A 25625-nucleotide genomic window follows, 5' to 3' on the forward strand; every position below is an offset into this window, starting at 1 on the left:
CGGTAGCGATCATCCACGGCGCGGCACCACGGAATTTTCAGTCCAGCAGGTGTTCCAGCACGACCCGCTCGTCCGCGCCGACGTACTCGGCGTAGTAGTCGAACAGGGCGCGCCGCGCCAGCCGGGCCGCCAGCGGGCCGTCGCCGTCCTCCACCGCGCGCAGCACTTCCTTGTGGTGCGCGACCGACGCCGCCATCAGCGACTGCCGGTCCGTCGAGTTCTCCAGCTTGCCCGCGATCAGGTCCAGCACCACCCCGCGCACGACCTTGCCGCACACCACGATCAGCGTGTTCCGCCCGGCCCGCGCGACCACGTCGTGGAACGCGACGTCCGCGCGGCTGAAGGTCGCGTAGTCGTCCAGGCTCTCCGTCATCGCCGCCAGCGCCGCGCGCAGCTCCGACAGGTCCTCTTCGGTCCGCAGCTCGGCGGCCAGCCGGTACGCCGAGCCCTCCAGGATCATCCGGAACTGCAGCAGCTCGGCCAGCCCGAGCGTTTCCGCGCGCGCCAGCCGGTCCAGCGACTTCTGCAGGCTCGCCGGGGACGCGGGCAGGACCTCCGGCCCACGCGGATCACCCGGACGCGAGCGGATCACCTCGCCGGCCTGCAGGACCCGCAGCGCCTCGCGGATCGTGGAGCGGCTGACCCCGAACTGGGCCATCAGCTCGCGTTCGCCGGGCAGCCGCTCGCCCGGCCGGAGCCGGCCGGTGAGCACGGCCTGCTCGATCTGTTCCACGATCCGCTCGTAGGCGCGGACCGGGCTGACCGGCTCGAATTCCATCGTGTCTTGACCTTCACCCCGTGTGGTGCAAACCTAGGCTACTGGTCGGACCAGCATACTGACTCGGGGTGAGGATGAAAGTCCGAATTTCCGCGGCACTGGCACTCCTGCTGGTGGTTTCGGCCTGCTCCGCCGGATCCACGGCGACGGTCGGCTCCGGCCCGGACACGCTCGCGGTCGGGTTCACCGCCGAGCCGGCGAACTTCGACTTCACCCGCACCGACGGCACCGCCATCCCGCAGGCCCTGCTCTACAACGTCTACGAGGGCCTGGTGAAGCTGGACAGCAGCGGCAAGATCGTGCCGCTGCTCGCCAGGTCCTGGACCGTGAGCGAGGACAGGCGCACCTACGACTTCCAGCTCCAGCCCGGCGTGACGTTCAGCAACGGCGCGCCGTTCACCGCCGACGACGTGAAGTTCTCCATCGACCGCGTCAAGACCGACTGGACGATCTCCATCAAGTCCAAGATGGACGTCGTGGACCACGTCGAGGTGGTCGACCCGCTGCACGCCCGCGTGGTGCTGAAGAAGCCCAGCAACGGCTGGCTGTTCGACATGACCGGCCGCGTCGGCGCGATGTTCAGCCCCACCGGGGTCGCCGACCTGGCGGGCAAGCCCGTCGGCACCGGGCCGTACGAGGTGCAGTCCCGGCGGCGCGGCGATTCGATCGTCCTGGCCGCCAACCCCGGCTACTGGGGCCGGAAACCGGCTTACCGGACCGTGATCCTGAAGTACATCAAGGATCCGACCGCGTTGAACAACGCGCTGCTCAGCAACGGCATCGACGTCATCGCGCAGATCACCGCGCCGGACTCGATCCCGCAGTTCGAGAACGACAACCGGTTCACCGTCCTGCAGGGCACCACGAACGGCGAGGTCGTGCTCTCCTTCAACGGCGCGAAAGCACCCTTCAACGACGTGCGCGTCCGCCGCGCGCTCACCCTGGCCATCGACCGCAAGGCGTTGCTGGACACCGCGTGGGCCGGACGCGGCACGGTGCTCGGCAGCATGGTCCCGCCCACCGACCCGTGGTACGAGGACCTCGCCGGCTACTACCCGCACGACCCGGTGCAGGCGAAGACGCTGCTGGCCGAGGCGGGGCAGACGAACCTGTCGATCCGGCTGCGCGTCGCGAACCTGCCGTACGCGACGGCCGCCGCGCAGGTGGTCGCCTCGGATCTGGCCGACATCGGCGTGCAAGTCACGATCGAGCCGCTGGACTTCCCGGCCGTGTGGCTCAAGCAGGTCTTCACCGACCACGACTTCGACGCCTCGATCGTCCAGCACGTCGAAGCACGCGACATCACCACCTTCGGCAACCCCAAGTACTACTGGGGCTACGACAACCCGCGGGTGAAGCAGCTCATCTCGGACGCGGACGCGGGCACGCCGGAGCAGCAGGTCGCGGACATGCGCGAGGCCGCCCGCACCATCACCGCGGACGCGGCCGCCGACTGGCTGTTCCTGTACCCGAACGTGGTGGTGGCGAAGAAGAAGGTGACCGGGCTCGCCGCCAACCAGGTCAGCGAGTCCTTCGACCTGACGGGGCTGGGCTGATGACCGCCGCGATCCTGCGCCGCGTGGCGATCCTGGTGGTCAGCGTGCTGGTCGCCTCCATCGTGGTGTTCGCGTTCATGGCGGTGCTGCCCGGCGATCCGGCGCAGGTCGCGCTCGGCATCAACGCCACCCCGGAGCTGCTCGCCAGGACGCGCGCCGACTTCGGCCTCGACCGGCCGCTGGTGGAGCAGTACCTGAGCTGGATGGGCGGGGTGCTGCAGGGCGACTTCGGCCGCTCCTACGTCACCGGCGAGGCGATCGGGCCGCAGCTGGTGGACCGGCTCGGCGTGACGTTGTGGCTGGTGGGCGCGGGGATGCTGGTCGCGGTCGTGCTCGCGGTGCCGTTCGGCGCGCTGGCCGCGGTGTGGCACCGGCGCTTCGGTGGCACGGCCATCTCCGGCCTGTCGCAGCTCGGGGTGGCGGTGCCGGCGTTCCTCGCCGGGATCCTGCTGGTGCAGGTGTTCGCGGTGCAGCTGCGGTGGCTGCCGTCGGGCGGGTGGACGCCGCCGAACGTCGACACCGGCGAGTTCCTGCGCGGGCTGATCCTGCCCGCGTTGTCGCTCGGGCTCGTGCAGGGCGCGGTGCTCACCCGGTATGTGCGCTCGGCGGTGCTGGACACGCTCGGCCAGGACTACCTGCGCACCGCCCGCTCGAAGGGCCTGCGCCCGTACCCGGCGCTGATGCGGCACGGCATGCGCAACGCCGCCGTCCCGGTGGTGACCGTGCTCGGGCTCCAGCTGACCACGCTGCTGGTCGGCGCGGTCGTGGTGGAGCGGGTGTTCGTGCTGCCCGGCCTGGGCAGCATGCTGCTGGACTCGGTGTCGGCGCGTGACCTGCTGTCGGTGCAGGGCATCGTGCTCGTGCTGGTGGTCGCGGTGCTGGTGGTCAACTTCGTGGTCGATCTGCTGTACGTGGTGATCGACCCCCGGCTGAGGACGGCGCGGTGAAGGGGCGGACATCGCCGGCGTTGATCGCCGGGGCGGTACTGGTCGGGCTCGTGGTGCTGGCGGCGCTGGTGTCGTTCGTGTGGACGCCGCACGATCCGCTGAAGGTCGAATCGACCGCCCGGCTGCTCGGGCCGACCGGTGAGCACTGGTTCGGCACCGACAAGTTCGGCCGGGACGTGTTCAGCCAGATCCTCGTCGGCGCGCGCACGACGCTGTACGTCGGCGTGATCGCGGTCGGCGTCGCCGCGCTGGTCGGGACGCCGCTGGGGATCCTGGCCGGGATGTCGAAGCGGTGGCTCGGCGAGTTCGTCATGCGGGTCAACGACCTGGTGCTCGCGTTCCCGGCGCTGCTGCTGGCGATCATGCTCGGTGCGGTCTACGGCGCGAGCACGGTCACCGCGATGATCGCGATCGGAGTCGCGACCATCCCGTCGTTCGCGCGGGTGGCCCGCTCCGGCACGTTGCAGGTGATGAGCACGGAGTACGTGCTGGCGGCGCGCTCGGCGGGCCGGTCGCGGTTCTTCATCGCGCGGCGGCACGTGCTGCCGAACATCGGCGGGCTGGTGATCGTGCAGTGCTCGGTGTCGTTCGGCATCGCGGTGCTGGCCGAGGCGGCGCTGTCGTTCCTCGGGTTCGGCACGCGGCCGCCGACGCCGTCCTGGGGACGCATGCTGCAGGAGTCCCAGGAGCTGCTGACGGTGCAGCCGCGGCTCGCGCTGGTGCCGGGTCTCGCGATCGCGATCGCGGTGCTCGGGTTCAACCTGCTCGGCGACGGTCTGCGCGACCGACTCGACCCCCGGCTGGAGCGGCGATGACCCTCGAAGTTTCGGAGTTGTCCGTGCACGCCGGCGCGCACCCGCTGGTGCGCGAGGTGTCGTTCGCGGTCGGCGCCGGTGAGCGGGTCGGGCTGATCGGCGAGTCCGGGTCCGGCAAGTCGCTGACCGCGTCCGCGGTGATGGGCCTGCTGCCGGAGGGGTTGCGGGCGAGCGGTTCGGCGAAGCTGACCGGCACCGAGCTGCTGGGCGCGTCCGAACGAGAGCTGTCGCGTCGGCGGGGACGGGACCTGGCGATGGTGTTCCAGGAGCCGATGACCGCGCTGAACCCGCTGATGCGCGTCGGCCGCCAGGTCGCCGAGGCGATCCGGCTGCACACCCGCAAGTCGCGGCGAGCCGCCCACGAGGCCGCGGTGGCGTTGCTGGACGCGGTGAAGCTGCCCGATCCGGAGCAGCTCGCCCGCGCCTACCCGCACCAGCTCTCCGGCGGTCAGCGGCAGCGGGTGGTGCTCGCGATCGCCCTGGCCAACGATCCGGCGCTGCTGATCTGCGACGAGCCGACGACGGCGCTGGACGTCACGGTGCAGGCGCAGGTGCTCGACCTGATCTTGACCGGGGTGGCGGAGCGGGAGACGGCCCTGCTGTTCATCACGCACGACCTCGCGGTGGTGGCGCGGGTGTGCACGCGGGTGCTCGTCATGTTCGAGGGCCGGATCGTCGAGGAAGGGTCCACTTCGGACGTTCTCACCCGGCCGCGGCACGACTACACGAAGAAGCTGCTGGCCGCGTCGGACCTGGAGGCGGCGTGATCGAACTGCGGGACGTCCACCGCCACTACCGGCGGCCACGCGAGGTGCACGCGCTGCGCGGGGTGTCGTTCACCGTCGCGGCAGGGCAGCGCTTCGGCATCGTCGGCGAATCCGGCTCCGGCAAGTCCACCCTGGTGCGCCTGCTGGCCGGGCTGGACCGGCCCACCTCCGGCGAGATCTCCTTCGACGGCAGGCGCATCGACGGCCTGCCCGAGCGGAAGCTGGGGTTCCTGCGCAACGCGTTGCAGGTGGTGTTCCAGGACCCGATGGGCTCGCTCGACCCGCGGATGCGCGTGCGGGACATCATTTCCGAACCACTGGGCCGCCGCGATCCGGACCGCGTCGCGGAGCTGCTGACCGCGGTCGGGTTGCCGCCGGACGCGGCGAGCCGGTACCCGCACCAGTTCTCCGGCGGCCAGCGGCAGCGGATTTCGATCGCCCGCGCGCTCGCGCCGCGCCCGCGGGTGCTGATCGCGGACGAGCCGGTCAGCGCGCTGGACGTGTCGGTGCGCAAGCAGATCCTCGACCTCCTCGCCGAGCTGACCGAGCGCTTCGAGCTGACGCTGGTGTTCGTTTCGCACGACCTCGCCGTGGTACGCCGGGTCTGCGACACGGTCGCCGTGATGCGCTCCGGGGAGCTCGTCGAGCTGGGCGCGGTGGAACAGGTCTACGGCGATCCGCGACATCCCTACACGAGGGAGCTCGTCGCGGCGGCCCCGAACCTGCGTGCGGAACTGGCCAGGCTGCAGGGAGGACGATGATGTTCGACCCCTATCCCGACGGACTGCCGATCGGGTCCGACTGGGTGTCCACACCGGACACGACGGAGATCAGGTTCCCCTACGACGGCTGCGTGGTCGCGCGGGCGCCGGTCGGCACGCCCGACCTGGCGCACCTCGCGGTCAACGAGGCGGTGCTCGTCGCGCGTGAGGTGGCGAAGCTGCCCTCGCACGTGCGCCGCGAGGTGCTGCTGGGCGTGCACCGGTCGCTGGTGGAGTGGCGGGACGAGCTGGAGGGACTGCTGGTCGTGGAGACCGGCAAGCCGCTCGTCGACTGCCGCGTCGAGGTCGCCCGCACCATGGTGACGTGGCAGGCCGCGGCCGAGGAGGTCGCCCGGCTGCACGGCGAGACCGTGCCGCTGGACCTGCTGCCCGCCGGCGAGGGGCTCACCGGGTTCTGGGTGCGCAAGCCGATCGGCGTGGTCGTCGGCGTCGCCGGGTTCAACTACCCGCTGCTGCTCGCCTCGCACAAGATCGCGCCCGCCATCGCGGCGGGGTGCCCGGTGATCGTGAAGCCGGCGCCGCAGACGCCACTGTCGACGTTGTGGCTGGTGCACCTCGTGCGCGAGGCGGCGGCTGCCGTCGGCGCACCGCTGCCGATGGTCCAGCTGGTCACCGGTGATGCCGAGGTCGGATCCGCGCTGGTCACCGACCCGCGGATCGGCGCGGTGTCGTTCACCGGCTCGGCTGCCGTCGGGCACCGGATCGCGAAGGACGCGGCGCCGCGGAAGACCCTGCTGGAACTGGGTTCGAACTCGGCACTGGTGGTCGCCCAGGACGCCGACCTCGACGCGGCCGTGGACGCGGTGCTGCGCGGCGGGTTCTACGCGTCCGGGCAGGCGTGCATCTCCGTGCAGCGGCTGCTCGTCGTCGACGCGGTGGCGGACGAGTTCACCGAACGCCTGCTGGCCCGGCTGCCCGAGGTCGTCACCGGCGACCCGCGGGACGAGAAGACCCGGGTGTCCGCGTTGATCGACGAACGGTCCACCCGTCGCGTGCTGGACTGGATCTCGGCGGCGGTCGCCGCGGGCGCGAAGGTGGCCGCGGGCGGCGAGGCGGTGGACGGGATCATCCGGCCGACCGTGCTGACGGACGTGCCCGACGGCGTGGACTGCTGGGACGAGGAGATCTTCGGGCCGGTGGTCTGCCTGCGCCGCGTGCCCGACGTGGACACGGCGTTCGCGCAGGTCAACGACTCGCGGTACGGGCTGCACGCGAGCGTGTTCACCCGCTCGCTGCGCACCGCGATGCGGGCGCTCGACGAGCTGGAGGTCGGTGGTGTCGTGGTGAACGAGGTGCCCGGGTTCCGGTCGGACACCATGCCCTACGGCGGCGTGAAGGACTCCGGCATCGGGCGCGAGGGGCCGCGGTTCGCGATCGACGAGCTGACCGTGACGCGGATGGCGGTGATCAGGGCGTGAACTACGAGAAGCTGTTCCGGCTCGACGGGAAGCGTGCCGTGGTGCTCGGCGCGGGCAGCGGCATCGGCCGCGAGTCGGCGCTCGCGCTCGCCGCGCACGGCGCGGAGGTGATCTGCGCGGACCGCAACGCCGCCGCCGCGGCGGAGACCGCGTGCGAGATCCGCGGCGACTCCTACGAGATCGACGTGCTGGACTCGTCTGCCGTCGAGCGGGCGGCGGGCGAGCTCGGTGTGCTGGACGTCGTCGTGCTGACCGCGGCGACGAACGTGCGCAAACGCCTGCTCGACTACCGGCGCGAGGAGTTCGACCGGGTCGTCGCGCTCAACCTCGGCGCGACCTTCGACGTCGTCCGGGCCTTCGGGGCGGGCATGGTCGAGCGTGGGCGCGGCAGCATCATCGGGTTCTCCTCGATCCGCGGCACCACCGTCGAACCGGGTCAGGGGCCGTACGCGGCGACGAAGGCGGGGCTCGTGCAGCTGTTCCGCACCGCGGCCGCCGAGTTCGGGCCGTCCGGCGTGCGGGTCAACGCGATCGCGCCCGGCGTGGTCGAGACGCCGCTGACCGAACAGATCAAGGCCAGCCCCGACTGGTACGCCGCGTACGCGGGCAAGAGCGCGCTCGGCCGCTGGGCCAAGGCGTCCGAGCTGGCCGGGGCCGTCGTCTACCTGGCCTCCGACGCCGCGAGCTTCGTCACCGGGGCGGTGCTGGCCGTCGACGGCGGCTGGACCGCGGTGGACGGCCGCTACACACCGCCGGAATGAGGAGGGACCCGTGGAGCCGACCGATCTGACCGCGACCGAACTGCTCGCCGCCTACCGCGCCGGGACGTTGTCCCCGGTCGAGGTCACCGAGGCGGTGCTGACCCGCATCGACGCACTCGAACCGTCCCTGCACGCGCTCTACGCCTACGACCCGTCGCAGGCGCGGGACGCGGCCAAGGCGTCCGAGCAGCGGTGGGTCGCGGGGGAGGCGGGGCCGCTCGACGGCGTGCCGCTCACGCTGAAGGAGAACATCGCGACCAAGGGCACGCCGGTGCCGCTGGGCACCGCGGCCACCGAACTGGTCCCGGCCCCGGCCGACGCGCCCGCCGCCGCCCGCGTCCGCGAGGCCGGTGCGGTGCTGCTCGGCAAGACCACGATGCCCGACTACGGGATGCTGACCTCGGGGTTGTCCAGCTTCCACACCGCGAGCCGCAACCCGTGGGACCTCTCGCGGACGCCCGGCGGGTCGAGCGCGGGCGCCGCCGCCGCGGCCGCCGCCGGGTACGGGCCGCTGCACGTCGGCACCGACATCGGCGGTTCGATCCGGCTGCCCGCCGGGTGGTGCGGGCTGGTCGGCCTGAAGCCGAGCTTCGGGCGGGTGCCGGTGCACCCGCCGTTCGCCGGGCGGGTCGCCGGGCCCATGACGCGCACGGTGGCGGACGCGGCGTTGCTGATGGGTGTGGTGTCCGCGCCGGACAGCCGGGACCACCTGAGCCTGCCGCCGGCGGAAATCGCCTGGTCACAATTGGAACTCGACGTCACCGGACTGCGCCTGGGCCTGCAGCTGGACGCCGGGGTCGGGCTGCCGGTGGAGGACGACGTGCGGGCCGCGGTGCTCGACGCGGCGAGCCGGTTCGAGGCGGCCGGCGCGATCGTCGAACCGGTCGAACCCTTCCTGACCAGGGAAATGCTGGACGGGCTCGACGACTTCTGGCGCGTGCGGGCGTGGTGCGACATCAGCGCGCTGCCACCGGAACGGCAGGCGCTGGTGCTGCCGTACATCGCCGCCTGGGCGCAGGGCGGCGCGGAGGTCTCCGGTGTCGCGGCGTACCGCGGGTTCGCCCAGATGGACGCGATCAGCGTCGCCGCGCTGCGCGCCGGTGAGCCGTACGACTTCGTCCTGTCGCCGACCTGCCCGGTTTCCGCCCCGCCCGCGGAGTGGGCGTCGCCGACGAACGACCCGGAGCGGCCGTTCGAGCACATCGCGTTCACCGTGCCCTACAACATGTCCGGCCAGCCCGCGGTGTCGTTGAACTGCGGTTATACGAGTGGGGGACAGCCGGTCGGGCTGCAGATCGCCGGACGGCGCTTCGACGACCTCGGTGTGCTGCAGCTGGCTGCGGCGTTCGAAGGAATTCGCGGCCCGCAACGGTCGCCGGGGGTGTGAAGACGCGCCATCTGGGGGACGATCGGACTCATGCGGATGGTGTACACCGGAGCGGACGAGGAAGAGTTCATCGACGCCCGGCAGCGGCTGCTCGTCGAGCTGGACGCCTGGTCGCAGATGCGGCAACGGGTGGTGGACCCGGTGGTCGCCGGGGCGATGCTGGACTTCCGCTTCGAACGGGACGGCCTGCTCGGCCGCTGGACGCGTGACATCCTCCGCAACGCGCTGCTGGTGTGGTTCCCGCGCAAGGTCGTGCTGCTCGACCCGCACTCCTCGGCCGTGCTGTCCACGGTCGAGGCGCTGATGGACTTCTTCGACGACGCCGACCTGCTGGACGAGCGCAGCGAGCAGCCGGCCGTGCTGCGCACTTACCTGACCGCGATCGCCGACCGGTTCGACACGGCGATGAACGAGCCGTCGAACTTCGGGCTGGCCAAGTTCTGGGCCGTCGCGATGGCCGAGCACGGCATCGACCCGCTGAACGAGGTGGCCGCGCAGGCGTTCATCGACCGGGTGCGGCGGGGTGAGGTCGAGGTCGACCAGACGCTGCTGCACGACCTGGCGTACCGCCACTACCAGGGCGACCCGGACGCGGAGGCGGCCGCGCCGTCCCCGGTGTTCCCGCTCGCGTCGCCCGACCGGCTGGCGGCGGAGGCCGAGGTCACGGCGGTGGTGCCGCAGCTGCGCCGGTTCGTCGAGTGGGTCGGCGACGGCCGGGACCTGGCGGAGATCAGCGCGCCTGCCGAGTTCGTCGCGATGGCCAAGCGGGCCGGGGTGGTGCGCGTCTACCGCGGTCGGCTGGTGCCGGTGAAGAAGGCGGCGCGGCGGCTGGCCGACCCGGTCGAGCTGTGGCGGGCGGCGGTGGCGTCGGTCCTGGGCAACCCGGTCGCGGCCGAGATGGTCACCGAACTGGCTTCGGAGCCTGCCACGATCCCGATGCTGGTGGAGATGCTGGGCGGCGACGGCGGCACGATCCTGCGCGTGGTGCACCGGCTGGCCGAGTACGGGCTGGTGGAGATCTTCCCGGCGGGCGAGGAGCACGTCGAGGACCTGCTGGACTTCGCCGGGGTCGACTACCTCGACGAGGTGCCCGAAGAGGAGCGGCAGGTCGTGCAACTGCTGCCGCTCGGCGTGCAGGCGGCCTACGAACTGCGGGTCGCCGAGGGCGAGCCGGTGCTGACGGTGGACGACCTCGCGACCGAAACGGCGGAGGTCCTGTTCGCGCGCCTGGCGCCGCTGGACGCGCAGGTGCTCGACGAGGGCTCGGCGACGTGGCTGCGCGCCCGGGACCCCGAACGAGCGATCGCCGAGCTGTCGGCGCTGGCCCGCCGCACGGACGACTTCGAACACCTGATGCTGACGTTCCGGCTGCTGGCGCGCCTCGGCGGCGACGGCGTCGCGGCGATCGCCGCCCTGCGGGACCACTCGGCAGCAGGCCCAGCCGCGACGACGTGGCTGTTCGACGCCGGCCTGATCGACCGCAGCGAGGTCGCCGGCCGCGAGCGCACGTACAGCAAGGTGGACCTCCTGGCGGCGGACATCCGGACGGAAGGCCGGGAAAAGGCCCTCGCCGACTTCGCCTCACAACCCCGGCCGGACCAACTGCTGTTCCTGGCCGGAGCGACGATCTGCGGCCACCCGAGCGCACGCGAAGTGCTCGAATCGGTCGTCGTGGCACACCCCGACCGCGCCGTGTCCAATGCGGCGCGCAAGGCACTGGACTGGCTGCACGACGAACCGTTCTGAACGAACGAACCAAGGTAGCTGGGTGGTCATCCCGTCGCCTGAAACTGGACGATCACCTTGAGCCAGGGCCGCAACCTCCGTGCTCACCGGCGGCCGGACATGCCAACCTTGCGGCCCTGGCTCAAGGTGATATGCACAAACCGGAAGGCGACGGGATGACCACCCAGCCACCCACCTGAGGTGAGCCGAGAGGGCTTTCTGTCATCCCGGAGCCTGCCCGTCCGGCGAGGACTCTTTTGATCTTTAGAGCCGCGCCTTCGCGCGGCGGGGAGTCCGCCCTGCGGGCGGATGCGCCTCACGGCGCTCGAAAGGTCACCTTCCGACCACCCCCGCCCCCTCTCCCTGATTGTGTTTTAGTCGCCGAGCAACGGCGTCAAGGCGGGAAAGCGTGCCTTGACCCCGCTGATCGGCGACTAAAGATCGGCTGTGGATCGGGGGCGGGGGAGGTCTGGTTGGGGTAGTCGGCTGCTTTGCGTTGCCGGGTGCCGGTTTTCTTGTGTTGGCTAGTTCTTTCCGGCGATTGCTTCTGCCAGTGCCAGGATTCGCTGCGCGTTCTCCACGTGCAGGTTCTCGATCATCCGCCCGTCCACGGTCACCACGCCGCGTCCCTCGGCCTTGGCCTCCTCGAACGCGGCGATGATCTTCCGCGCCTGGGCGACCTCGTCGTCCGACGGCGCGAACACCCGGTTGCACGGCTCGATCTGTCCCGGGTGGATCAGTGTCTTGCCGTCGAACCCGAACTGCCGTCCCTGCAGGCACTCCGCCTCGAAACCGGCCAGGTCCCTCACGTCGTTGTAGACGCCGTCCAGGATGACCTTGCCCGTCGCCCGTGCGGCGAGCAGGCACAGCGACAAGCCACCGAGCAGCGGGGCGCGGCCGGGGACGAACTCGGCGTGCAGCTCCTTGGCCAGGTCGTTGGTGCCCATCACCAGCACCGTCAAGCGCTCGCTCGCCGCCGCGATCTCCTCCGCGTGCAGCATCGCGACCGGGGTTTCGACCATCGCCCAGATCTTCGTCGCATCGGGGGCGCCGCCGAGTTCCAGCGCGCGCTCGATGTTGTGCACCTCGGCCGCCGAGTTGACCTTCGGCACGACCACCGCGGCCGGGCCCGCCTGGGCCGCCGCCCGCAGGTCCGCGTCGTGCCACTCGGTGTCCAGTCCGTTGACCCGGATGGTCACCTCGCGACTGCCGTAGTCGCCGGACGCCGCCGCCGCGCACACCCGTTCCCGCGCCGCCTCCTTCGCGTCCGGGGCGACCGCGTCCTCCAGGTCCAGGATCAGCGCGTCCGCGGGCAGCGTCTTCGCCTTCTCCAGCGCCCGCTCGTTCGCGCCCGGCATGTACAGCACCGAACGCCGCGGCTTCACTCCACTCATGCCAGCGCTTCCTTCGTCGCCTCGTCGTACGCCTGCTTCAGCTCCGGGTCGCGCTCGGCCAGCTTGTCCGCCAGCTCCGCGACCACCCGGCACTGCTTGACCGAGGCGTCGTCCTGCATCTTCCCGTCGATCATGACCGCGCCGGTGCCGTCGCCCATCGCCGCGATCACCTTCCGCGCCCAGGCGACGTCCTTCGGCTCCGGCGAGAACACCCGCTTCGCGATGTCCACCTGCACCGGGTGCAACGTCCAGGTGCCGACGCAGCCGAGCAGGAACGCGTTGCGGAACTGGTCCTCGCAGGCCACCACGTCCCGGATGTCCCCGAACGGCCCGTAGTACGGCAGGATCCCGTGCATCGCGCACGCGTCGACCATCCGCGCGACCGTGTAGTGCCACAGGTCCTGCTGGAAGGTCGTGCGGCCTTCGTGCAGGTCCTCGCCGACCGGGTCGGTCCGCACCAGGTAGCCGGGGTGCCCGCCGCCGACGCGCGTCGTCTTCATGCGGCGGCTCGCGGCGAGGTCCGCCGGGCCGAGCGAGATGCCCTGCATGCGCGGGCTCGCGCCGGCGATCTCCTCGACGTTCGCGACCCCGCTCGCGGTCTCCAGGATCGCGTGCACCAGCAGCGGCCTGCGCAGACCCGCCCGCGCTTCCAGCTGGGCCAGCAGCCGGTCGACGTAGTGGATGTCCTGCGCGCCCTCGACCTTCGGCACCATGATCACGTCGAGCTTGTCGCCGATCTCGGTGACCAGCGTGATCAGGTCGTCCAGCACCCACGGCGAGTCGAGGCTGTTGATCCGCGTCCACAGCTGCGTCGAGCCGAAGTCGGTGGCCTTCGCGATCTCCACCAGGCCCTGGCGCGCGGCCTCCTTGCGGTCCGCGCGCACCGCGTCCTCGAGGTTGCCGAGCAGCACGTCGACCTTCTTGGCAAGGTCGGGGACCTTCGCCGCCATCTTCGCGTTGCTGGGGTCGAAGAAGTGGATCATCCGCGACGGCAGCGCGGGGATCTCGCGAACGGGGTCGGGCGCCCCCACGGCGAGGGGCGCGAAGAAGTCCTTCGGCGAGCGCATCCGTCCTCCCTTGGCACGGCCGTGGTAACCGACGAGTAACCCTAACCACGAAACCAGGGGAACCGCTGCGGCGAAGCTCACCTCGGAGTGAGGTGCGGATGCGGAACTGGGCGGTGCCGGGGTTCACCGAGGTCGGGTTGCTGGGCGAGGGCGGGTTCGGCGAGGTGGTGCTGGCCAGGCACGACACCTCCGGAACCCCGGTGGCGATCAAGTACCTGTTCGGGAAGCACCTCGGCGACCCGGCGCGGCTGACCGCGTTCCGGCACGAGGCGCAGTTGCTGAGCCGAATCCAGTCGCCGCACGTCGCCCGGCTCTACGAGTTCCACGAGAGCCCGCACGGCGCGGCGATCGTGATGGAGGCCATCCACGGCGTCTCCCTGCGCGAGGTCCTCGGTCACGACGGCGCGCTGCCGCCCGAGTCGGCGCTCGCGGTGCTGAAGGGCTCGCTGCTCGGGCTGGCCGACGCGCACCAGGCGGGTGTCGTGCACCGCGACTACAAACCGGCGAACGTGCTGGTCGGGCCGGGCCGGGAGAGCAAGCTGGTCGACTTCGGCATCGCCGTGCTGGCCGGGCGGCCCGGCGTGCCGGCGGGCACCCCGGCGTACATGGCGCCGGAGCAGTGGCGCGGCGGGCCCGCCACCCCGGCGACCGACGTGTACGCCGCGACCTGCGTGTTCTTCCAGAGCATCGCCGGGCGGCAGCCGTACGAGGGCGCGACCACCGACGAGCTCCGCGACCAGCACGAGAACGCGCCGGTGCCGCTCGACGCGGTGCCGGGGCCGGTGCGCGAGCTGATCGCGCGGGGCATGGCGAAGGAGGCGGACCGGCGGCCGTCCGCGGCGGCCGAGTTCGTCGCCGAACTGGAGACCGCCGCGGTCGCCGGGTACGGCCCGGACTGGGAGCAGCGCGGGCTGGGCAGGCTGGCGCAGCGGGCCGGGGCGTTGCTGGCGTTGTCGCCGCTGGCGCTGCTCGGCGCCGGGACCGCGGCCGCGCCGGGAGCAGCGGCGGGCGGGCTGGCAGCGGTCGGCACCGGCATCGGCCTCGGCGCGAAGATCGGCGCCACGCTGGTGGCCGTCGCGGTCGGCGTCGGCGCGGTGATCGGCACGATCGCGGTGATCGGCAACGGCGAAACCCTGCCGCCGGTCGCCGCCGCGCCACCCGCCGAGCAGCAGGCGGCGGTGCAGGTGAACCTGCTGACCCGCACCGAACCGGGCGCCGGTTTCCACGTCGACGCCCAGTACGCCGCGGTGAGCGGGATGCGGGACCCCGCGCTGCAGGACCGGGTCAACGCCGCGCTCGCGAAACCGCTCGACGACTTCACCGGTTACGTCCAGTCCGGGATCCTCGACCCGACGGAGGACCCGGTGATCGAGAACAAGGTCACCATCGGGCGGCAGGACCAGCGGATCGTGTCCGTGCGTTACGACCTGGCGGTGCAGTCGAGCCAGTTCGGCAACCACGGGGGTTACGCCGTCCTGTGGCTCAACGTCGACCTGTCGACCGGGCAGGTGATCACCGCGGGGGACGTCTTCGACGGCATCGCGGCCGACCAGAACGCGATGAGCGCGCTGGAGGCGCGGATCCTCGCCCGCTCACCCGGCGGCTACTGCGACGGCAGCGAGCCGTTCGGCGAGCGCACCCCGCTCGCGCCGGGGGACCTGCGGCCGTGGGGGATCCTCGACGCGCCCGCGCTCCAGCTGGGATTCCGGCCCGACGGAGTGGTGTTCTGGCTCGCCACGGACGCGCGGAACTACCCGATGGCATGCGGGTACCACGAGGTCGTGGTTCCCTACTCGGAGGTCGCCGACCTGATGACCCCGCTGGGCCGGGAACTCCTGCCCTGATCCGTTCGTTGTCCACAGTGGAACGCGAATGGAATTGCTCCGTTCGGCGGTACGGAGACGCTGGGCGTCGGGTCGTTCAGCGGTCCGTCACCCATTCGGAAGCAGTGTCGGGCTGAAGTCCCGATACCGCTCATCGACCGGTCACCGACCGTTGAGCGCCGCCGATCGCAGGCGCTCCCGTTGTCCACAGATCAACCGGCCCACCCCTGGTACCTCTTTCCATGTGCCTCTTTTCACGAGGTGCGGGTAGGGAATCAGCGGTAAGAGGAGGCGGATCGTGGCGGTTACACCAGGGCACACCGGAAACTCGGTGGTGGCCGGCGGACGATCGTTCCCCACCCGCGTGGTGCCGCCCGTCGAGTTGCCCGCCAGCGTCAGCGTGCTGGCCCGCGACGCCGCCGCCCAGCTGGGCTGGCACGGCGTCGTCCTCCCCGAGGTCACGATGCTCGGCCGCCGCGTGTGCGTCGTGGCCAAGCTGCGCACCGACACCCACGCCGAGCGGATCGCGATGGGCGTCGCCCCGGTGACCGACCGCGCGACCGTCGCCACCTGGACGTGGCCGGAGTTCGCGCCGACCGCCCCGGCCCCGGCCGCCGAGATCGTCGGCGTCCTCGCCGTCGCCCGCCACTGGCGCACCGCGATGGCCTCCGCCGTGCCGTTCAGCCGCTACGGCGAGGCGGCCGTGGTGCTGCCCACGTCGGCCGTGCTGAGCCGCGATTACCTGGACAACTGCCTGCCGCGCGCCCGTTCCTACGGCGTGGGCGTGGTCACCGCCGACGAGGACGCCCGGGTCGACCTGGACATCGACGTGCGCCGCGAGCGCATCCTCCTCCCCGAGGACGCGGTGTCCCGCTGGATCAACGAGATGGTCTACGAGCAGCTGCTCGCCTCCTACGACCTGCCGGTGGCCTGACCCCGGCCTAGAGTCGGTCCCATGCGAGTCGTCATCGCCGGAGGGCACGGGAAGATCGCGCGTCACCTGGAGCGGCTGCTGGCCGGCACCGGGGACGAGGCCGTTGGCATCATCCGCAACGTCGAGCAGGCCCCCGCCCTGCGCGACCTCAGCGCCGAGCCGGTCGTGCTCGACCTGGAGTCCGCCGCGGTCGACGAGGTCGCCGACGTGCTGAAGGGCGCGGACGTCGCGGTGTTCGCCGCGGGCGCGGGCCCCGGCAGCGGCGCGGCCCGCAAGGAGACGGTGGACCTCGGCGCCGCGCGGCTGTTCGCCGACGCCGCCGAGCGCGCCGGCGTCCGGCGGCACATCCAGATCGGCTCGATCGGCGTCGACCGCCCGGCCCGCCCCGGCACCGACGAGGTGTTCGCGGCGTACCTGCGCGCGAAGAAGGCCGCCGAGGACGACCTGCGCGCCCGGGACCTGGACTGGACCATCCTGCGCCCCGGACGCCTCACCGACGAGCCCGCGATCGGCGAGGTCCACCTGGCCGAAAAGGTCGACTACGGCGAGATCCCACGCGAGGACGTCGCCGCGGTGCTGATCGCGCTCTTCGAGGAGCCCCGCTCGTTCCGCCGCACGCTGGAACTGGTGACCGGCAACACACCCGTCGACGAGGCGATCACCCGCTTGTAAATGACACCAGACAGCATCGAGATCGCGGGCTGGCCTGCGGACGAGGCCCGCCGCCGGTCGCGCAAGATGTCGGACTGGCACTACGAGTGGACGATGCGGCACGTGGACCGCGCCCCGTTCGGCATGGAGCAGCGGCCGGAGGGGTCCGACTACAACCTGCACCACCTCGAGGTCGACCCGCCCGCGGACGCGGAGGCGGAGTACCTGCAGCGCCAGCGGGAGATCATGCTGGCCGACCACGGGACGGGCCAGCGGCGCCGCGGGCAGCCGGGCATCGAGAGCCGGTTCCTCGGCGCGGTCTTCTCGGCCGCGCTCGGGGACGCCATGGGGTACCGGGTCGCGGCGGTGGGCGCCGAAGCGTTGCGGCGCCAGAACGAGCGGTGGTTCACCGAGCCCGCGTTCCCCAACGGCGTCGCGCCGGTCTCGCCGAACACCCAGCTCATGCTGTTCACCGCCGAGTCGATGATCGGACCGCACGCGGCGGACCGGGCCATCCCCGGACCGCCGTTGACGACCAACCCGGCGATGCACGTGACGTTCGGGTACCGGCGCTGGGCGGTCACGCAGGGATTCCCGCCCGACGATGTGTTCGGCCCGCTGCCGCAGGAGTACCGCAACACCGGCTGGCTCGTGCGGCACCGGGACATGTTCGACCGGCGCTCCGCCGACGACACCCTCGCTACGTTGCTCATCCGGCACGCGCGCGAGGAGCGGGACTTCGGGCGCTGCGAGGGGCCCGGATGCGTCGCGCGCGCCGTGCCGCTGGCACTGTGGACGGACGACCCCGCGCTCGGCTTCAAGATCGGCGTCGACAGCGCCCGCCTCACCCACCCCAGGCCGGAGGACCACTTGGCCGCGGGCGCGTTCGTCGTTCTGCTGCAACAACTCCTGCGCGGGCAACCGCTGCCGGCGGCGATCGCCGCGGCCCGGCTGCTGAACCAGCCGGAAGCCGCCCCGGTGGTCCAGGCCATCGACGCCGCGGTCGAACTCGCCCGCACAGTCGAGGCGCCGGCTTCACCGCAGCAGCTGACCGCCACCTTCGGCGGCATCACCACCGGTGCGCAGGCGCTCGGAGCCGCCGTCTACGCGGTCGTCGTCACCGACTACGTGCGGGAAACCCTGTCCCTCGCGACGAACCACGACGGCGACACCGCAGCGACCGGCATGCTGGCCGGCGCGCTCGCCGGTGCCCGGTGGGGCATCGAGACCGTGCCGCGCGGCCTGCTCGCGCCGCTGGACCTGTACCAGGTCATCGAGGTGCTCACCCGCGACCTGCTCGCCGAGTTCGGGCCGCAACCGCCGACTGATCCACTGTGGATCCGCCGTTACTGGCACGACTGACGCGCTGCCTAGGGCAACGGGCCAAGCACACGGTCCACATAGGAGTTCCGGAACACCCCGGCCGGGTCGCAGCGTCGTGCCACCTTCACGAAGTCGTCGAAGTGCGGGTAGCGCTCGCGCAGCGCGGTGGCGTCCAGGGTGTGCATCTTGCCCCAGTGCGGGCGTCCGCCGACGGCTCCGACGATCGACTCGAAGCCGGCGAAGTACTCGCGGTAGGGCATGCCCACGAACTGGTGGATGGCGATGTAGGCGGAGTCGCGGCCGTGCGCCGTGGACAGCCAGATGTCGTCCGCCGCCGCGACGCGGACCTCCACCGGGAACGCCACCGGGTTCTCCAGCCGCGGCACCAGTGCCCGCAGCTCGCGCAGGACCTCGTGCAGTGATTCACGTGGAACGGCGTACTCCGACTCCACGAACCGCACCCCGCGGTGGGTCACGAAGACCCGGTGCGAGGTGTCCGAGTACGCCCGCGCCGACAGCGCCGCCGACGCGAACCGGCCGAGCGGCTGGACCAGTCGTGGCACCGCGCGGCCGATGCGGCACAGCGTGCCGAACGCGACGTTCTCCATGATCTCGTAGTCGAGGAACTCGCGGGCCCGGCTCAACGGGCGCGGCACCTCCCCCGCAGGCAGCCGGTTGTTGCGCTTGACCAGCGCGTTCTTCCCGTACGGGAACCAGTAGAACTCGAAGTGGTCGTTCTCGGCGGCGAAGGTGTCGAACCCCTCCAGCACCTGCTCCAGCGGCTCCGGCCGTTCCTGCGCGGCGAGCGCGAACGCCGGCTCGCACTGCAGCGTCACGTGCGTGATCACGCCGAGCGCGCCGAGCCCCACGCGGGCGGCGGCGAACAGGTCCGGCTGCCGGTCGGCCGAGCACGTGACCACCGAACCGTCGGCGAGGACCAGTTCCAGCTGCACGATCTGCGTGGCCAGCCCGCCGAGCCGCGCGCCGGTGCCGTGCGTGCCGGTCGACACCGCGCCCGCGATCGTCTGCGCGTCGATGTCCCCGAGGTTGGTCAGCGCCAGGCCGAGCCCGTCCAGCTCGGCGTTGAGCTGCCGGATCGTGGTGCCCGACCGCACGGTGACGCGGTGGTTCCCGGCGTCGACCGCGGCGATCCCGGTCCAGCCGCGCAGGTCGATCGCGTCGGAGTCGGCCACCGCGATCGGGGTGAACGAGTGCCCGCTGCCCCACGCGCGGACGCGGCGGCCGTTCACCGCGACGCCGGTGACGACCTCGGCGATCTCGGCCGCGCTGCGCGGGGTGTGGATGCGCTGCGGGTCCGCGCTCGCGGTTCCCGCCCAGTTGTGCCACCGGCTCATGAAGTGCTCACCCGTCCGTGTCGAGTGACGAAACCGTAAGTGAAAGGTATTCGCGTTTCAAGTCGTTCTGACGTACGGTCCTAGCATGACGACCTCCGCGACCACGTACGACACGGCGACGAAGGATCTTGATCCGCCGCTCGCCGTCGTCGACCTGGCCGCGTTCGACGCCAACGCCGCCGATCTGGTCAAGCGCGCCGCGGGCCTGCCGATCCGCCTGGTCAGCAAGTCCGTGCGCTGCCGCTACCTGATCGAGCGCGCGCTCGCGACGCCCGGGTTCGCCGGGCTGATGTGCTACTCGCTGGCCGAGGCGCTCTGGCACGCCGGCCTCGGCACGAGCGACGACATCCTGGTCGCCTACCCGACAGCCGATTTCGGCGCCCTGCGCGCACTCGCGGCCGACGAGCGAGCCCGCGCCGCGATCACGATCGTGGTCGACTCGGCCGAGCACCTGGACCTCGTGGACGCCGCGCTGGGCCACGACCACCCCGAGATCCGGGTGTGCCTGGAACTCGACGCGTCCTGGCGCCCGCTGCCGTTCCTGCACGTCGGAACCCGCCGCTCGCCGGTCTTCACCGCGAAGCAGGCCGCGGCGCTGGCGCGGAAGATCGTGGCGCGCCAAGGCTTCCGCCTGACCGGGGTGATGGCCTACGAGGGCCAGATCGCCGGGCTGGGCGACGCCACCGGCAGCCGCCTCAACGACCTCGCCGTGCGCTGGATGCAGCGCCGGTCGTCGGCCGAGCTGTCCCGCCGCCGGACGGCCGCGGTGCACGCGGTGCGGGAGGTCGCCGACCTGGAGTTCGTCAACGGCGGCGGCAGCGGCAGCATCGAGCTGACCCGGGCCGACCGGGTGGTCACCGAGGTCGCGGCCGGGTCCGGGCTGATCGGCTCGACCCTGTTCGACGGCTACACCCGCTTCCACCCGAAGCCCGCGGTGTTGTTCGCGCTCCCGGTCGTCCACAAGCCGGCGCGTCACATCGCCACGCTCTACTCCGGCGGTTTCGTCGCCTCCGGCCCGGCTTCGGCGAGCCGTCTGCCGTCCCCGCACCTGCCTGCGGGGCTGCGGCTGCTGCCGTTCGAGGGCGCCGGTGAGGTGCAGACGCCCGTGACCGGCAAGGCGGCACGCGACCTGCGCGTCGGCGACCGGGTGTGGATGCGGCACGCCAAGGCGGGCGAACTCGCCGAGCGGTTCGACGCGTACCACATCGTGGTGGACGGCCGGGTGGAGCGCACGGTGCCCACCTACCGGGGCGAACGCCAGAACTTCGGCTGAGTTGTCCACATGTCCACAACCCTGTGGACAACTCAGGCCAGCGTCGCCGCCGCCTCGCGCAGTTCGTCGAGCGTCCGCCGGGTCAGTTCGGCGAAGTCCAGCTGGTTGGCCGGGTCGATCCAGCGGGTGAACGCGAGCCGGAAGGCGAGGTTCCCGATCTCGGCCGTGAGGCTCGCGTCGGGTTCCGGCGTGCCGCGTTCGCGCAGGGCGTCCCGGAACGCGGTGGTGAGCGTGGCGAGCTTGAGCAGCTCACGCTCCTGCAGCTCGGGGTTGGCGTCGATGACGGCCTGGCGCTGCTGCGCCCACTGCAGCCGCTCCGGCCCGAAGAACACCGCGGTGGCTTCGAGAGCCGTGCCGATCGCCGCCAACGGCGTGGCCGTGGCGGGTGCGCCGGTGATCGCTTCGGTGAGGACCTCGCCCAGCGCGTCCTGACCGCCGAACAGCACCTCACGCTTGTCGGCGAAGTGCCGGAAGAAGGTCCGCTTCGTCAGCCCGGTCCGCTCCGCGATCTCCGCGACCGTGGTGTTGTCGTACCCCCGCTCGGTGAACAGCTCTAGCGCGGCGCGCGACAGCCGCTCAGGCGCGTTGGGCTCCCACCGGACCATTCGCTCAGTCTAGGTGATGACACCAGGTGTCATGCGGTGCTACCGTTGTTGATGTCACCAAGTGACATCACTGAGGAGGATTCCATGCGTGTTTTCGTCACGGGCGCGTCCGGGCACATCGGTTCGGCGGTCGTCCCGGAGCTGCTTTCGGCCGGTCACGAGGTGGTCGGCCTGGCGCGGTCGGAGGCCTCGGCCGCGAAGCTGGCGGCCGCCGGCGCGCAGGTGCGGCGGGGCGACCTGCGGGACCTGGACGGCTTGCGGGAGGCGGCAGCCGAAGCGGATGGCGTCATCCACCTCGCCTTCGACCACGAAGCCATGACCGCCGGGGACTTCGCGGCCGCGGGCGACACCGACCTGGCCGTCGTGCGGGCGTTCGGCGAGGTGCTGGCCGGCACGGGCAAGCCGCTGGTCGGGACCTCGGGCACCGCGATGGTCGCGGGGCTCGGGCTGGACCGCGCCGCCACCGAGGAGGACGTGATGCCGGGCGGCTACCGGGTCGACTCGGAGAACGAGCTCGCCGGGTTCGCCGACCGCGGGATCCGGACCTCGGTCGTCCGGCTCCCGCCGATCGTGCACAGCTCACTCGACAAGCACGGCTTCGTCCCGGTCCTGATCGCGGCCGCGCGCAAGGCGGGCCGGTCCGGCTACCTCGGCGACGGCGCCAACCGCTGGCCCGCCGGGCACACGCTGGACGCCGCGCGGCTCTACCGCCTGGCGCTGGAGAAGGCGCCGGCCGGTTCGCGGCTGCACGCCGTGGGGGACGAGGGCGTCCCGCTCCGGCAGATCGCCGAGGCCATCGGCCGCCACCTGGGGTTGCCGACGGAGAGCATCCCCGCCGAGCAGGCCGAGGCGTACTTCGGCTTCCTGGCCCGCTTCGCGGCGATGGACAACCTGACGTCCAGCGAGCGCACGCAGCGGCTGCTGGACTGGAAGCCGGAGCACCCCGGCCTGCTCGCCGACCTCGACGCGGGCCACTACTTCGAGAAGGATTGAGCTATTCCCCGAGGCGCGAGGCCAGGTACTGCTTGATGAGGTGCTTGGTCTCGCCCACGATTTCCGCGTCGCCCTGCGGGTCGCGGTGGAAGGCCAGCTTCAGCAGCCCGTCCGCGGCCTCGATCGCGACCGTCATCGCCAGCGACAGGCGCGGCGTGTTCAGGTCGATGTACTTCCCGACGAGGTCGGCGAGCGAGTCCGCGATTACCCGGTTGTTGTCCCGGCTGTCGTCGAGCAGCTGCCGGTCCACGACGTCGCCGAAGTGGACCTTCGAAAAGCCCGGCACGGTCCGGTGCATCTCCAGGTAGATGTCCAGCACCGAGTCGACGACGTCCCACCAGTGCCGCGGGTCCTCGCGGCTCAGCCGCTCGCTCACCGCCTGCACGAACCGGTCCAGGTTGCGTTGGGTCAGCGCCCGCACGACCGCCCGCTTGTCGGGGAAGAACTGGTACAGCGAACCGACGGCGACCCCGGCGCGCTTCGCGATCAGGGTGGTGGTCAACGCGTCATAACCGACCTCGTCGATGAGCTCGGCGCTCGCGTCCAGCATCTGCTCGACCCGCTTCGCGCTGCGCTGCTGGACGGGCTGCCGGCGAAGCGGGGTCGTCGTCGCCTGGGTCTCCGACACGTTGTGCTCCTTCTGGTGCTCTGAACAGGGACTTTAGCGCGCCGGACCGCTTCCCCCCGGTCGAGGGAAGGGCTAGCATTTGAGAACTTTTCACGTTAGCCCCGATGAAGGGACGTCGCTCGTGGAGAACCTCGCCTTCCCGCCCGGCTTCCTGTGGGGCGTGTCCACTTCGGCCTTCCAGATCGAGGGCGCGACCAGCGAAGACGGTCGCGGGCCGTCGGTGTGGGACACCTTCGCCCCGGGGCAGGCCGACGTCGCGTGCGACCACTACCACCGCTGGCCGGAGGACGTCGCGTTGCTGACCGAGCTGGGTGTCGGCGCCTACCGCTTCTCCTTCGCCTGGCCGCGGATCCAGCCGGCGGGGTCCGGCGCGCCGAACGAAGCGGGCCTGGCCTTCTACGACCGGCTGATCGACGCGCTCTGCGAAGCGGACATCGCGCCGGTGGCGACGGTCTACCACTGGGACACCCCGCAACCGCTGGAGGACGCGGGCGGCTGGCTGAACCCGGAGACGGCGTACCGGTTCGCCGAGTACGCCTCGGTCCTCGGCGAGCGCTTCGCTGATCGCGTGCGGATGTGGATCCCCCTCAACGAGCCGATGGTGACGACGGTGTTCGGGTACGCGATCGGCGAGTACGCGCCCGGACGGACACTGCTGCTGGACGCCCTCCCCACCGCACACCACCAACACCTCGCCCACGGCCTCGCGGTCCAGGCTCTGCGGGCCGCGGGTGCGTCGAACATCGGCACCGCCAACCATCATTGTCCAGTTTGGCCTACTTCAAACTCCCGAGCTGATCATGATGCCGCGCACTGGCTGGACGCGTTGCTCAACCGGACCTTTTCGGACCCGGTGCTACTCGGCAGTTATCCCGCGGAAATCGAACCGCACCTTCCCGCCGGATACGCCGATGACCTGGTGAACATCGCTCAACCGCTGGATTTCTACGGCGTCAACTATTACGAGCCGCACGGCGCGGCGGCGCCCGGCGAGGGCAATCCGCTGCCGTTCGAACTTCGCCCGATCGAGGGTTTTCCGCGCACCACCAACGACTCCCCGATCGTGCCGGCCGCGCTGCTCGAGCTGCTGGCCGGCCTGCGCGACCGGTACGGGGAGAAGCTGCCGCCGGTCTACCTGACCGAGAACGGCGCGAGCTTCGACGGCGTTCACGATCAGGAGCGCATCGACTTCCTGGACGCGCACCTGCGGTCCGTCGCCGCCGCGATAACAGCGGGAGTTGAAGTCCGCGGGTATTTCGTTTGGTCGCTGCTCGACAATTTCGAATGGTCGAAGGGGTACGCGCCGCGGTTCGGACTGGTGCACGTCGACTACGAAACGCAGCGCCGGACTCCCAAGGACTCCTTCTCCTGGTACCGGAAGCTGGTGCGCGCATGACCGGAACGCGGACGCCCGACGCGCTCGCCGAACCCGAGGTCCCGGTCCGGGCCGGCTGGATCGGCCTGCTCTTCGGGGCGAACATCGGGCTGTGGATAGGCGTCTACGCCCCGATCCAGCTGCTGCTGCCGGAGCAGGCCGAACACCTGGACGCCGCGGACAAGGAGCTGGTGTTCGGCATCGTCACCGGCATCGGCGCGGTGGTCGCGCTGCTCACCAACCCGCTGGTCGGGCTGGCCTCGGACCGCACGCGCTCCCGGTTCGGGCGGCGGCACCCGTGGACGCTCGCGGGCGCGTTGTGCGGCGCGCTCGGCCTGGTGGTGCTGGCGGTCGCGCCGAACGTGGCGGTCATGGTCGTCGGCTGGTGCCTGGTGCAGGCCGGGCTCGGCGGCATGCTCGCGACGCTCACCTCGGCGGTGCCGGACCGGGTCCCGGTCGGCCAGCGGGCGCGGATCGGCGGCCTCGTCGGCATCAGCCAGATGCTCGGCACGGTCCTCGGCGCCGTGCTGGTGACGGTCCTGGTCACCAGCCTGCCCGGCGGCTACCTCGCCTGCGCCGCGGTCGTGGTGCTCGGCGCGGCCGCGTTCGTGCTGCGCACGCGGGACATCGCCCTGCCGCGGGACTGGCGCCCGGCGACCGGGTTCCGCGCGGTCCTGCGCGAGCTGTGGGTTTCGCCGCGGCGGCACCCGGACTTCGCGTGGGCCTGGGGCTGCCACTTCCTGATCAACCTGGGCAACTCGCTGGGCACGTTCTTCCTGCTGTTCTTCCTGAAGGACGCGGTGCACCACCCGGACCCGGACACCGGGCTGCTGATCATGATGGGCCTCTACGGTGTCGCGCTGGTGATCGGCGGCCTCGTGGTCGGCCCGCTGTCCGACCGGACCGGCCGCCGCAAGCCGTTCGTGCTGGGCGCGGTCGTGGTGATGGCCGCGGCGGCGATCGTGCTGGTGCTGTGGCAGACCTGGCCCGCGGCACTGGCGGCGTCCCCGCTGCTCGGGATCGGGTTCGGCGCGTACTGGGCGGTGGCGCTGGCCATCCTCACCGAGGTGCTGCCCGCCGCGCAGGACCGCGCCAAGGACCTGGGCGTCATCAACATCGCCAACGCGCTGCCGCAGGTGATCGCGCCGGTCGCCGCGACCGTCATCCTGGCCGAACTCGGCGGCTACCCGGGACTGTTCGCCGCGTCGGCGGTCGCGACGATGGCGGCCGGGGCGTTCGTCCTCGGCGTCCGCTCGGTGCGCTGAAAT

At 71.6% G+C, this 25625-nt stretch carries 23 protein-coding genes; 17 read left to right on the top strand and 6 right to left on the bottom strand.

Annotated elements, in window-relative coordinates; translation table 11 throughout:
* Nucleotides 1–37: 37 nt before the first annotated feature.
* Complete coding sequence (locus AMY39116_RS0303290) at nucleotides 38–778, bottom strand: FadR/GntR family transcriptional regulator (RefSeq protein WP_020416286.1); 741 nt, start codon at nucleotides 776–778, stop codon at nucleotides 38–40.
* A 74-nt stretch (nucleotides 779–852) separates the two neighbouring features.
* Here AMY39116_RS0303290 and AMY39116_RS0303295 point away from each other — a divergent pair, with 74 nt between their 5' ends.
* The 9 genes from AMY39116_RS0303295 to AMY39116_RS0303335 are packed head-to-tail and all read left to right on the top strand — an operon-like array spanning nucleotide 853 to nucleotide 10957.
* Nucleotides 853–2334, top strand: a complete 1482-nt coding sequence (locus AMY39116_RS0303295; protein WP_027935592.1) for an ABC transporter substrate-binding protein — start codon at nucleotides 853–855, stop codon at nucleotides 2332–2334.
* Nucleotides 2334–3281: an ABC transporter permease gene (locus tag AMY39116_RS0303300; RefSeq protein ID WP_020416288.1), complete on the top strand. Its 948-nt coding sequence runs from the start codon at nucleotides 2334–2336 to the stop codon at nucleotides 3279–3281. Before AMY39116_RS0303295 ends, AMY39116_RS0303300 begins: the two co-directional genes overlap by 1 nt.
* Nucleotides 3278–4096 carry an ABC transporter permease gene (locus tag AMY39116_RS0303305; RefSeq protein WP_020416289.1) on the top strand — a complete coding sequence of 273 codons (819 nt, stop codon included), beginning with the start codon at nucleotides 3278–3280 and terminating at the stop codon, nucleotides 4094–4096. The genes AMY39116_RS0303300 and AMY39116_RS0303305 overlap by 4 nt, the downstream gene beginning before the upstream one ends.
* A complete protein-coding gene (locus tag AMY39116_RS0303310; RefSeq protein WP_020416290.1) occupies nucleotides 4093–4863 on the top strand; it encodes an ABC transporter ATP-binding protein in 771 nt (256 codons plus the stop codon). Before AMY39116_RS0303305 ends, AMY39116_RS0303310 begins: the two co-directional genes overlap by 4 nt.
* Nucleotides 4860–5624 carry an ABC transporter ATP-binding protein gene (locus AMY39116_RS0303315; protein WP_020416291.1) on the top strand — a complete coding sequence of 255 codons (765 nt, stop codon included), beginning with the start codon at nucleotides 4860–4862 and terminating at the stop codon, nucleotides 5622–5624. The genes AMY39116_RS0303310 and AMY39116_RS0303315 overlap by 4 nt, the downstream gene beginning before the upstream one ends.
* Nucleotides 5624–7063, top strand: coding sequence for an aldehyde dehydrogenase family protein (locus tag AMY39116_RS0303320; protein WP_020416292.1), 1440 nt, complete (start codon nucleotides 5624–5626; stop codon nucleotides 7061–7063). Before AMY39116_RS0303315 ends, AMY39116_RS0303320 begins: the two co-directional genes overlap by 1 nt.
* The gene (locus tag AMY39116_RS0303325) at nucleotides 7060–7824 is read left to right on the top strand and encodes an SDR family NAD(P)-dependent oxidoreductase (protein ID WP_020416293.1); all 765 of its coding nucleotides are present in this window, start codon (nucleotides 7060–7062) and stop codon (nucleotides 7822–7824) included. The genes AMY39116_RS0303320 and AMY39116_RS0303325 overlap by 4 nt, the downstream gene beginning before the upstream one ends.
* A gap of 10 nt (nucleotides 7825–7834) precedes the next feature.
* A complete protein-coding gene (locus AMY39116_RS0303330) occupies nucleotides 7835–9211 on the top strand; it encodes an amidase (protein ID WP_020416294.1) in 1377 nt (458 codons plus the stop codon).
* 30 nt (nucleotides 9212–9241) lie between these two features.
* Nucleotides 9242–10957 carry a hypothetical protein gene (locus tag AMY39116_RS0303335; RefSeq protein ID WP_020416295.1) on the top strand — a complete coding sequence of 572 codons (1716 nt, stop codon included), beginning with the start codon at nucleotides 9242–9244 and terminating at the stop codon, nucleotides 10955–10957.
* Between the two features lie 503 nt (nucleotides 10958–11460).
* Here the strand turns inward: AMY39116_RS0303335 and AMY39116_RS0303340 are convergent.
* Both AMY39116_RS0303340 and AMY39116_RS0303345 read right to left on the bottom strand, forming a co-directional pair.
* Nucleotides 11461–12330 (bottom strand): CoA ester lyase, encoded by an 870-nt coding sequence (locus tag AMY39116_RS0303340; RefSeq protein WP_039791160.1) that lies wholly within the window; start codon nucleotides 12328–12330, stop codon nucleotides 11461–11463.
* On the bottom strand, nucleotides 12327–13397 hold the full coding sequence (locus AMY39116_RS0303345) for a CoA ester lyase (RefSeq protein ID WP_020416297.1): 1071 nt from the start codon (nucleotides 13395–13397) through the stop codon (nucleotides 12327–12329). Before AMY39116_RS0303345 ends, AMY39116_RS0303340 begins: the two co-directional genes overlap by 4 nt.
* Nucleotides 13398–13495: 98 nt before the next feature.
* Here AMY39116_RS0303345 and AMY39116_RS46550 point away from each other — a divergent pair, with 98 nt between their 5' ends.
* The 4 genes from AMY39116_RS46550 to AMY39116_RS0303365 all read left to right on the top strand — a co-directional run bounded on the left by AMY39116_RS46550 (nucleotide 13496) and on the right by AMY39116_RS0303365 (nucleotide 18167).
* A complete protein-coding gene (locus tag AMY39116_RS46550) occupies nucleotides 13496–15241 on the top strand; it encodes a serine/threonine-protein kinase (protein ID WP_051123472.1) in 1746 nt (581 codons plus the stop codon).
* A gap of 277 nt (nucleotides 15242–15518) precedes the next feature.
* Nucleotides 15519–16154: a hypothetical protein gene (locus tag AMY39116_RS0303355; RefSeq protein WP_027935593.1), complete on the top strand. Its 636-nt coding sequence runs from the start codon at nucleotides 15519–15521 to the stop codon at nucleotides 16152–16154.
* A gap of 21 nt (nucleotides 16155–16175) precedes the next feature.
* On the top strand, nucleotides 16176–16826 hold the full coding sequence (locus tag AMY39116_RS0303360; protein ID WP_020416299.1) for an SDR family oxidoreductase: 651 nt from the start codon (nucleotides 16176–16178) through the stop codon (nucleotides 16824–16826).
* The gene (locus AMY39116_RS0303365) at nucleotides 16827–18167 is read left to right on the top strand and encodes an ADP-ribosylglycohydrolase family protein (RefSeq protein WP_027935594.1); all 1341 of its coding nucleotides are present in this window, start codon (nucleotides 16827–16829) and stop codon (nucleotides 18165–18167) included. It abuts the gene before it with no gap.
* Between the two features lie 8 nt (nucleotides 18168–18175).
* Here the strand turns inward: AMY39116_RS0303365 and AMY39116_RS0303370 are convergent, their stop codons facing one another.
* The gene (locus tag AMY39116_RS0303370) at nucleotides 18176–19483 is read right to left on the bottom strand and encodes a D-arabinono-1,4-lactone oxidase (protein WP_020416300.1); all 1308 of its coding nucleotides are present in this window, start codon (nucleotides 19481–19483) and stop codon (nucleotides 18176–18178) included.
* Between the two features lie 85 nt (nucleotides 19484–19568).
* Between AMY39116_RS0303370 and AMY39116_RS0303375 the strand changes: the two genes are divergently transcribed.
* Complete coding sequence (locus tag AMY39116_RS0303375) at nucleotides 19569–20756, top strand: amino acid deaminase/aldolase (protein ID WP_020416301.1); 1188 nt, start codon at nucleotides 19569–19571, stop codon at nucleotides 20754–20756.
* Between the two features lie 32 nt (nucleotides 20757–20788).
* On the opposite strand, the gene AMY39116_RS0303380 is transcribed toward AMY39116_RS0303375, so the two are convergent.
* Nucleotides 20789–21361, bottom strand: a complete 573-nt coding sequence (locus AMY39116_RS0303380) for a TetR/AcrR family transcriptional regulator (protein WP_020416302.1) — start codon at nucleotides 21359–21361, stop codon at nucleotides 20789–20791.
* A gap of 84 nt (nucleotides 21362–21445) precedes the next feature.
* Between AMY39116_RS0303380 and AMY39116_RS0303385 the strand changes: the two genes are divergently transcribed.
* A complete protein-coding gene (locus AMY39116_RS0303385) occupies nucleotides 21446–22354 on the top strand; it encodes an SDR family oxidoreductase (RefSeq protein WP_020416303.1) in 909 nt (302 codons plus the stop codon).
* 1 nt (nucleotide 22355) lies between these two features.
* Here the strand turns inward: AMY39116_RS0303385 and AMY39116_RS0303390 are convergent, their stop codons facing one another.
* Nucleotides 22356–22982 carry a TetR/AcrR family transcriptional regulator gene (locus AMY39116_RS0303390; RefSeq protein ID WP_020416304.1) on the bottom strand — a complete coding sequence of 209 codons (627 nt, stop codon included), beginning with the start codon at nucleotides 22980–22982 and terminating at the stop codon, nucleotides 22356–22358.
* Nucleotides 22983–23103: 121 nt separating this feature from the next.
* Between AMY39116_RS0303390 and AMY39116_RS0303395 the strand changes: the two genes are divergently transcribed.
* Both AMY39116_RS0303395 and AMY39116_RS0303400 read left to right on the top strand, forming a co-directional pair.
* The gene (locus tag AMY39116_RS0303395; RefSeq protein ID WP_020416305.1) at nucleotides 23104–24378 is read left to right on the top strand and encodes a GH1 family beta-glucosidase; all 1275 of its coding nucleotides are present in this window, start codon (nucleotides 23104–23106) and stop codon (nucleotides 24376–24378) included.
* A complete protein-coding gene (locus tag AMY39116_RS0303400) occupies nucleotides 24375–25622 on the top strand; it encodes an MFS transporter (protein WP_020416306.1) in 1248 nt (415 codons plus the stop codon). The genes AMY39116_RS0303395 and AMY39116_RS0303400 overlap by 4 nt, the downstream gene beginning before the upstream one ends.
* The last annotated feature ends 3 nt before the right edge of the window (nucleotides 25623–25625 follow it).

The sequence above is a fragment of the Amycolatopsis sp. ATCC 39116 genome, from assembly GCF_000231075.2.
Lineage (GTDB): Bacteria > Actinomycetota > Actinomycetes > Mycobacteriales > Pseudonocardiaceae > Amycolatopsis_E > Amycolatopsis_E tucumanensis.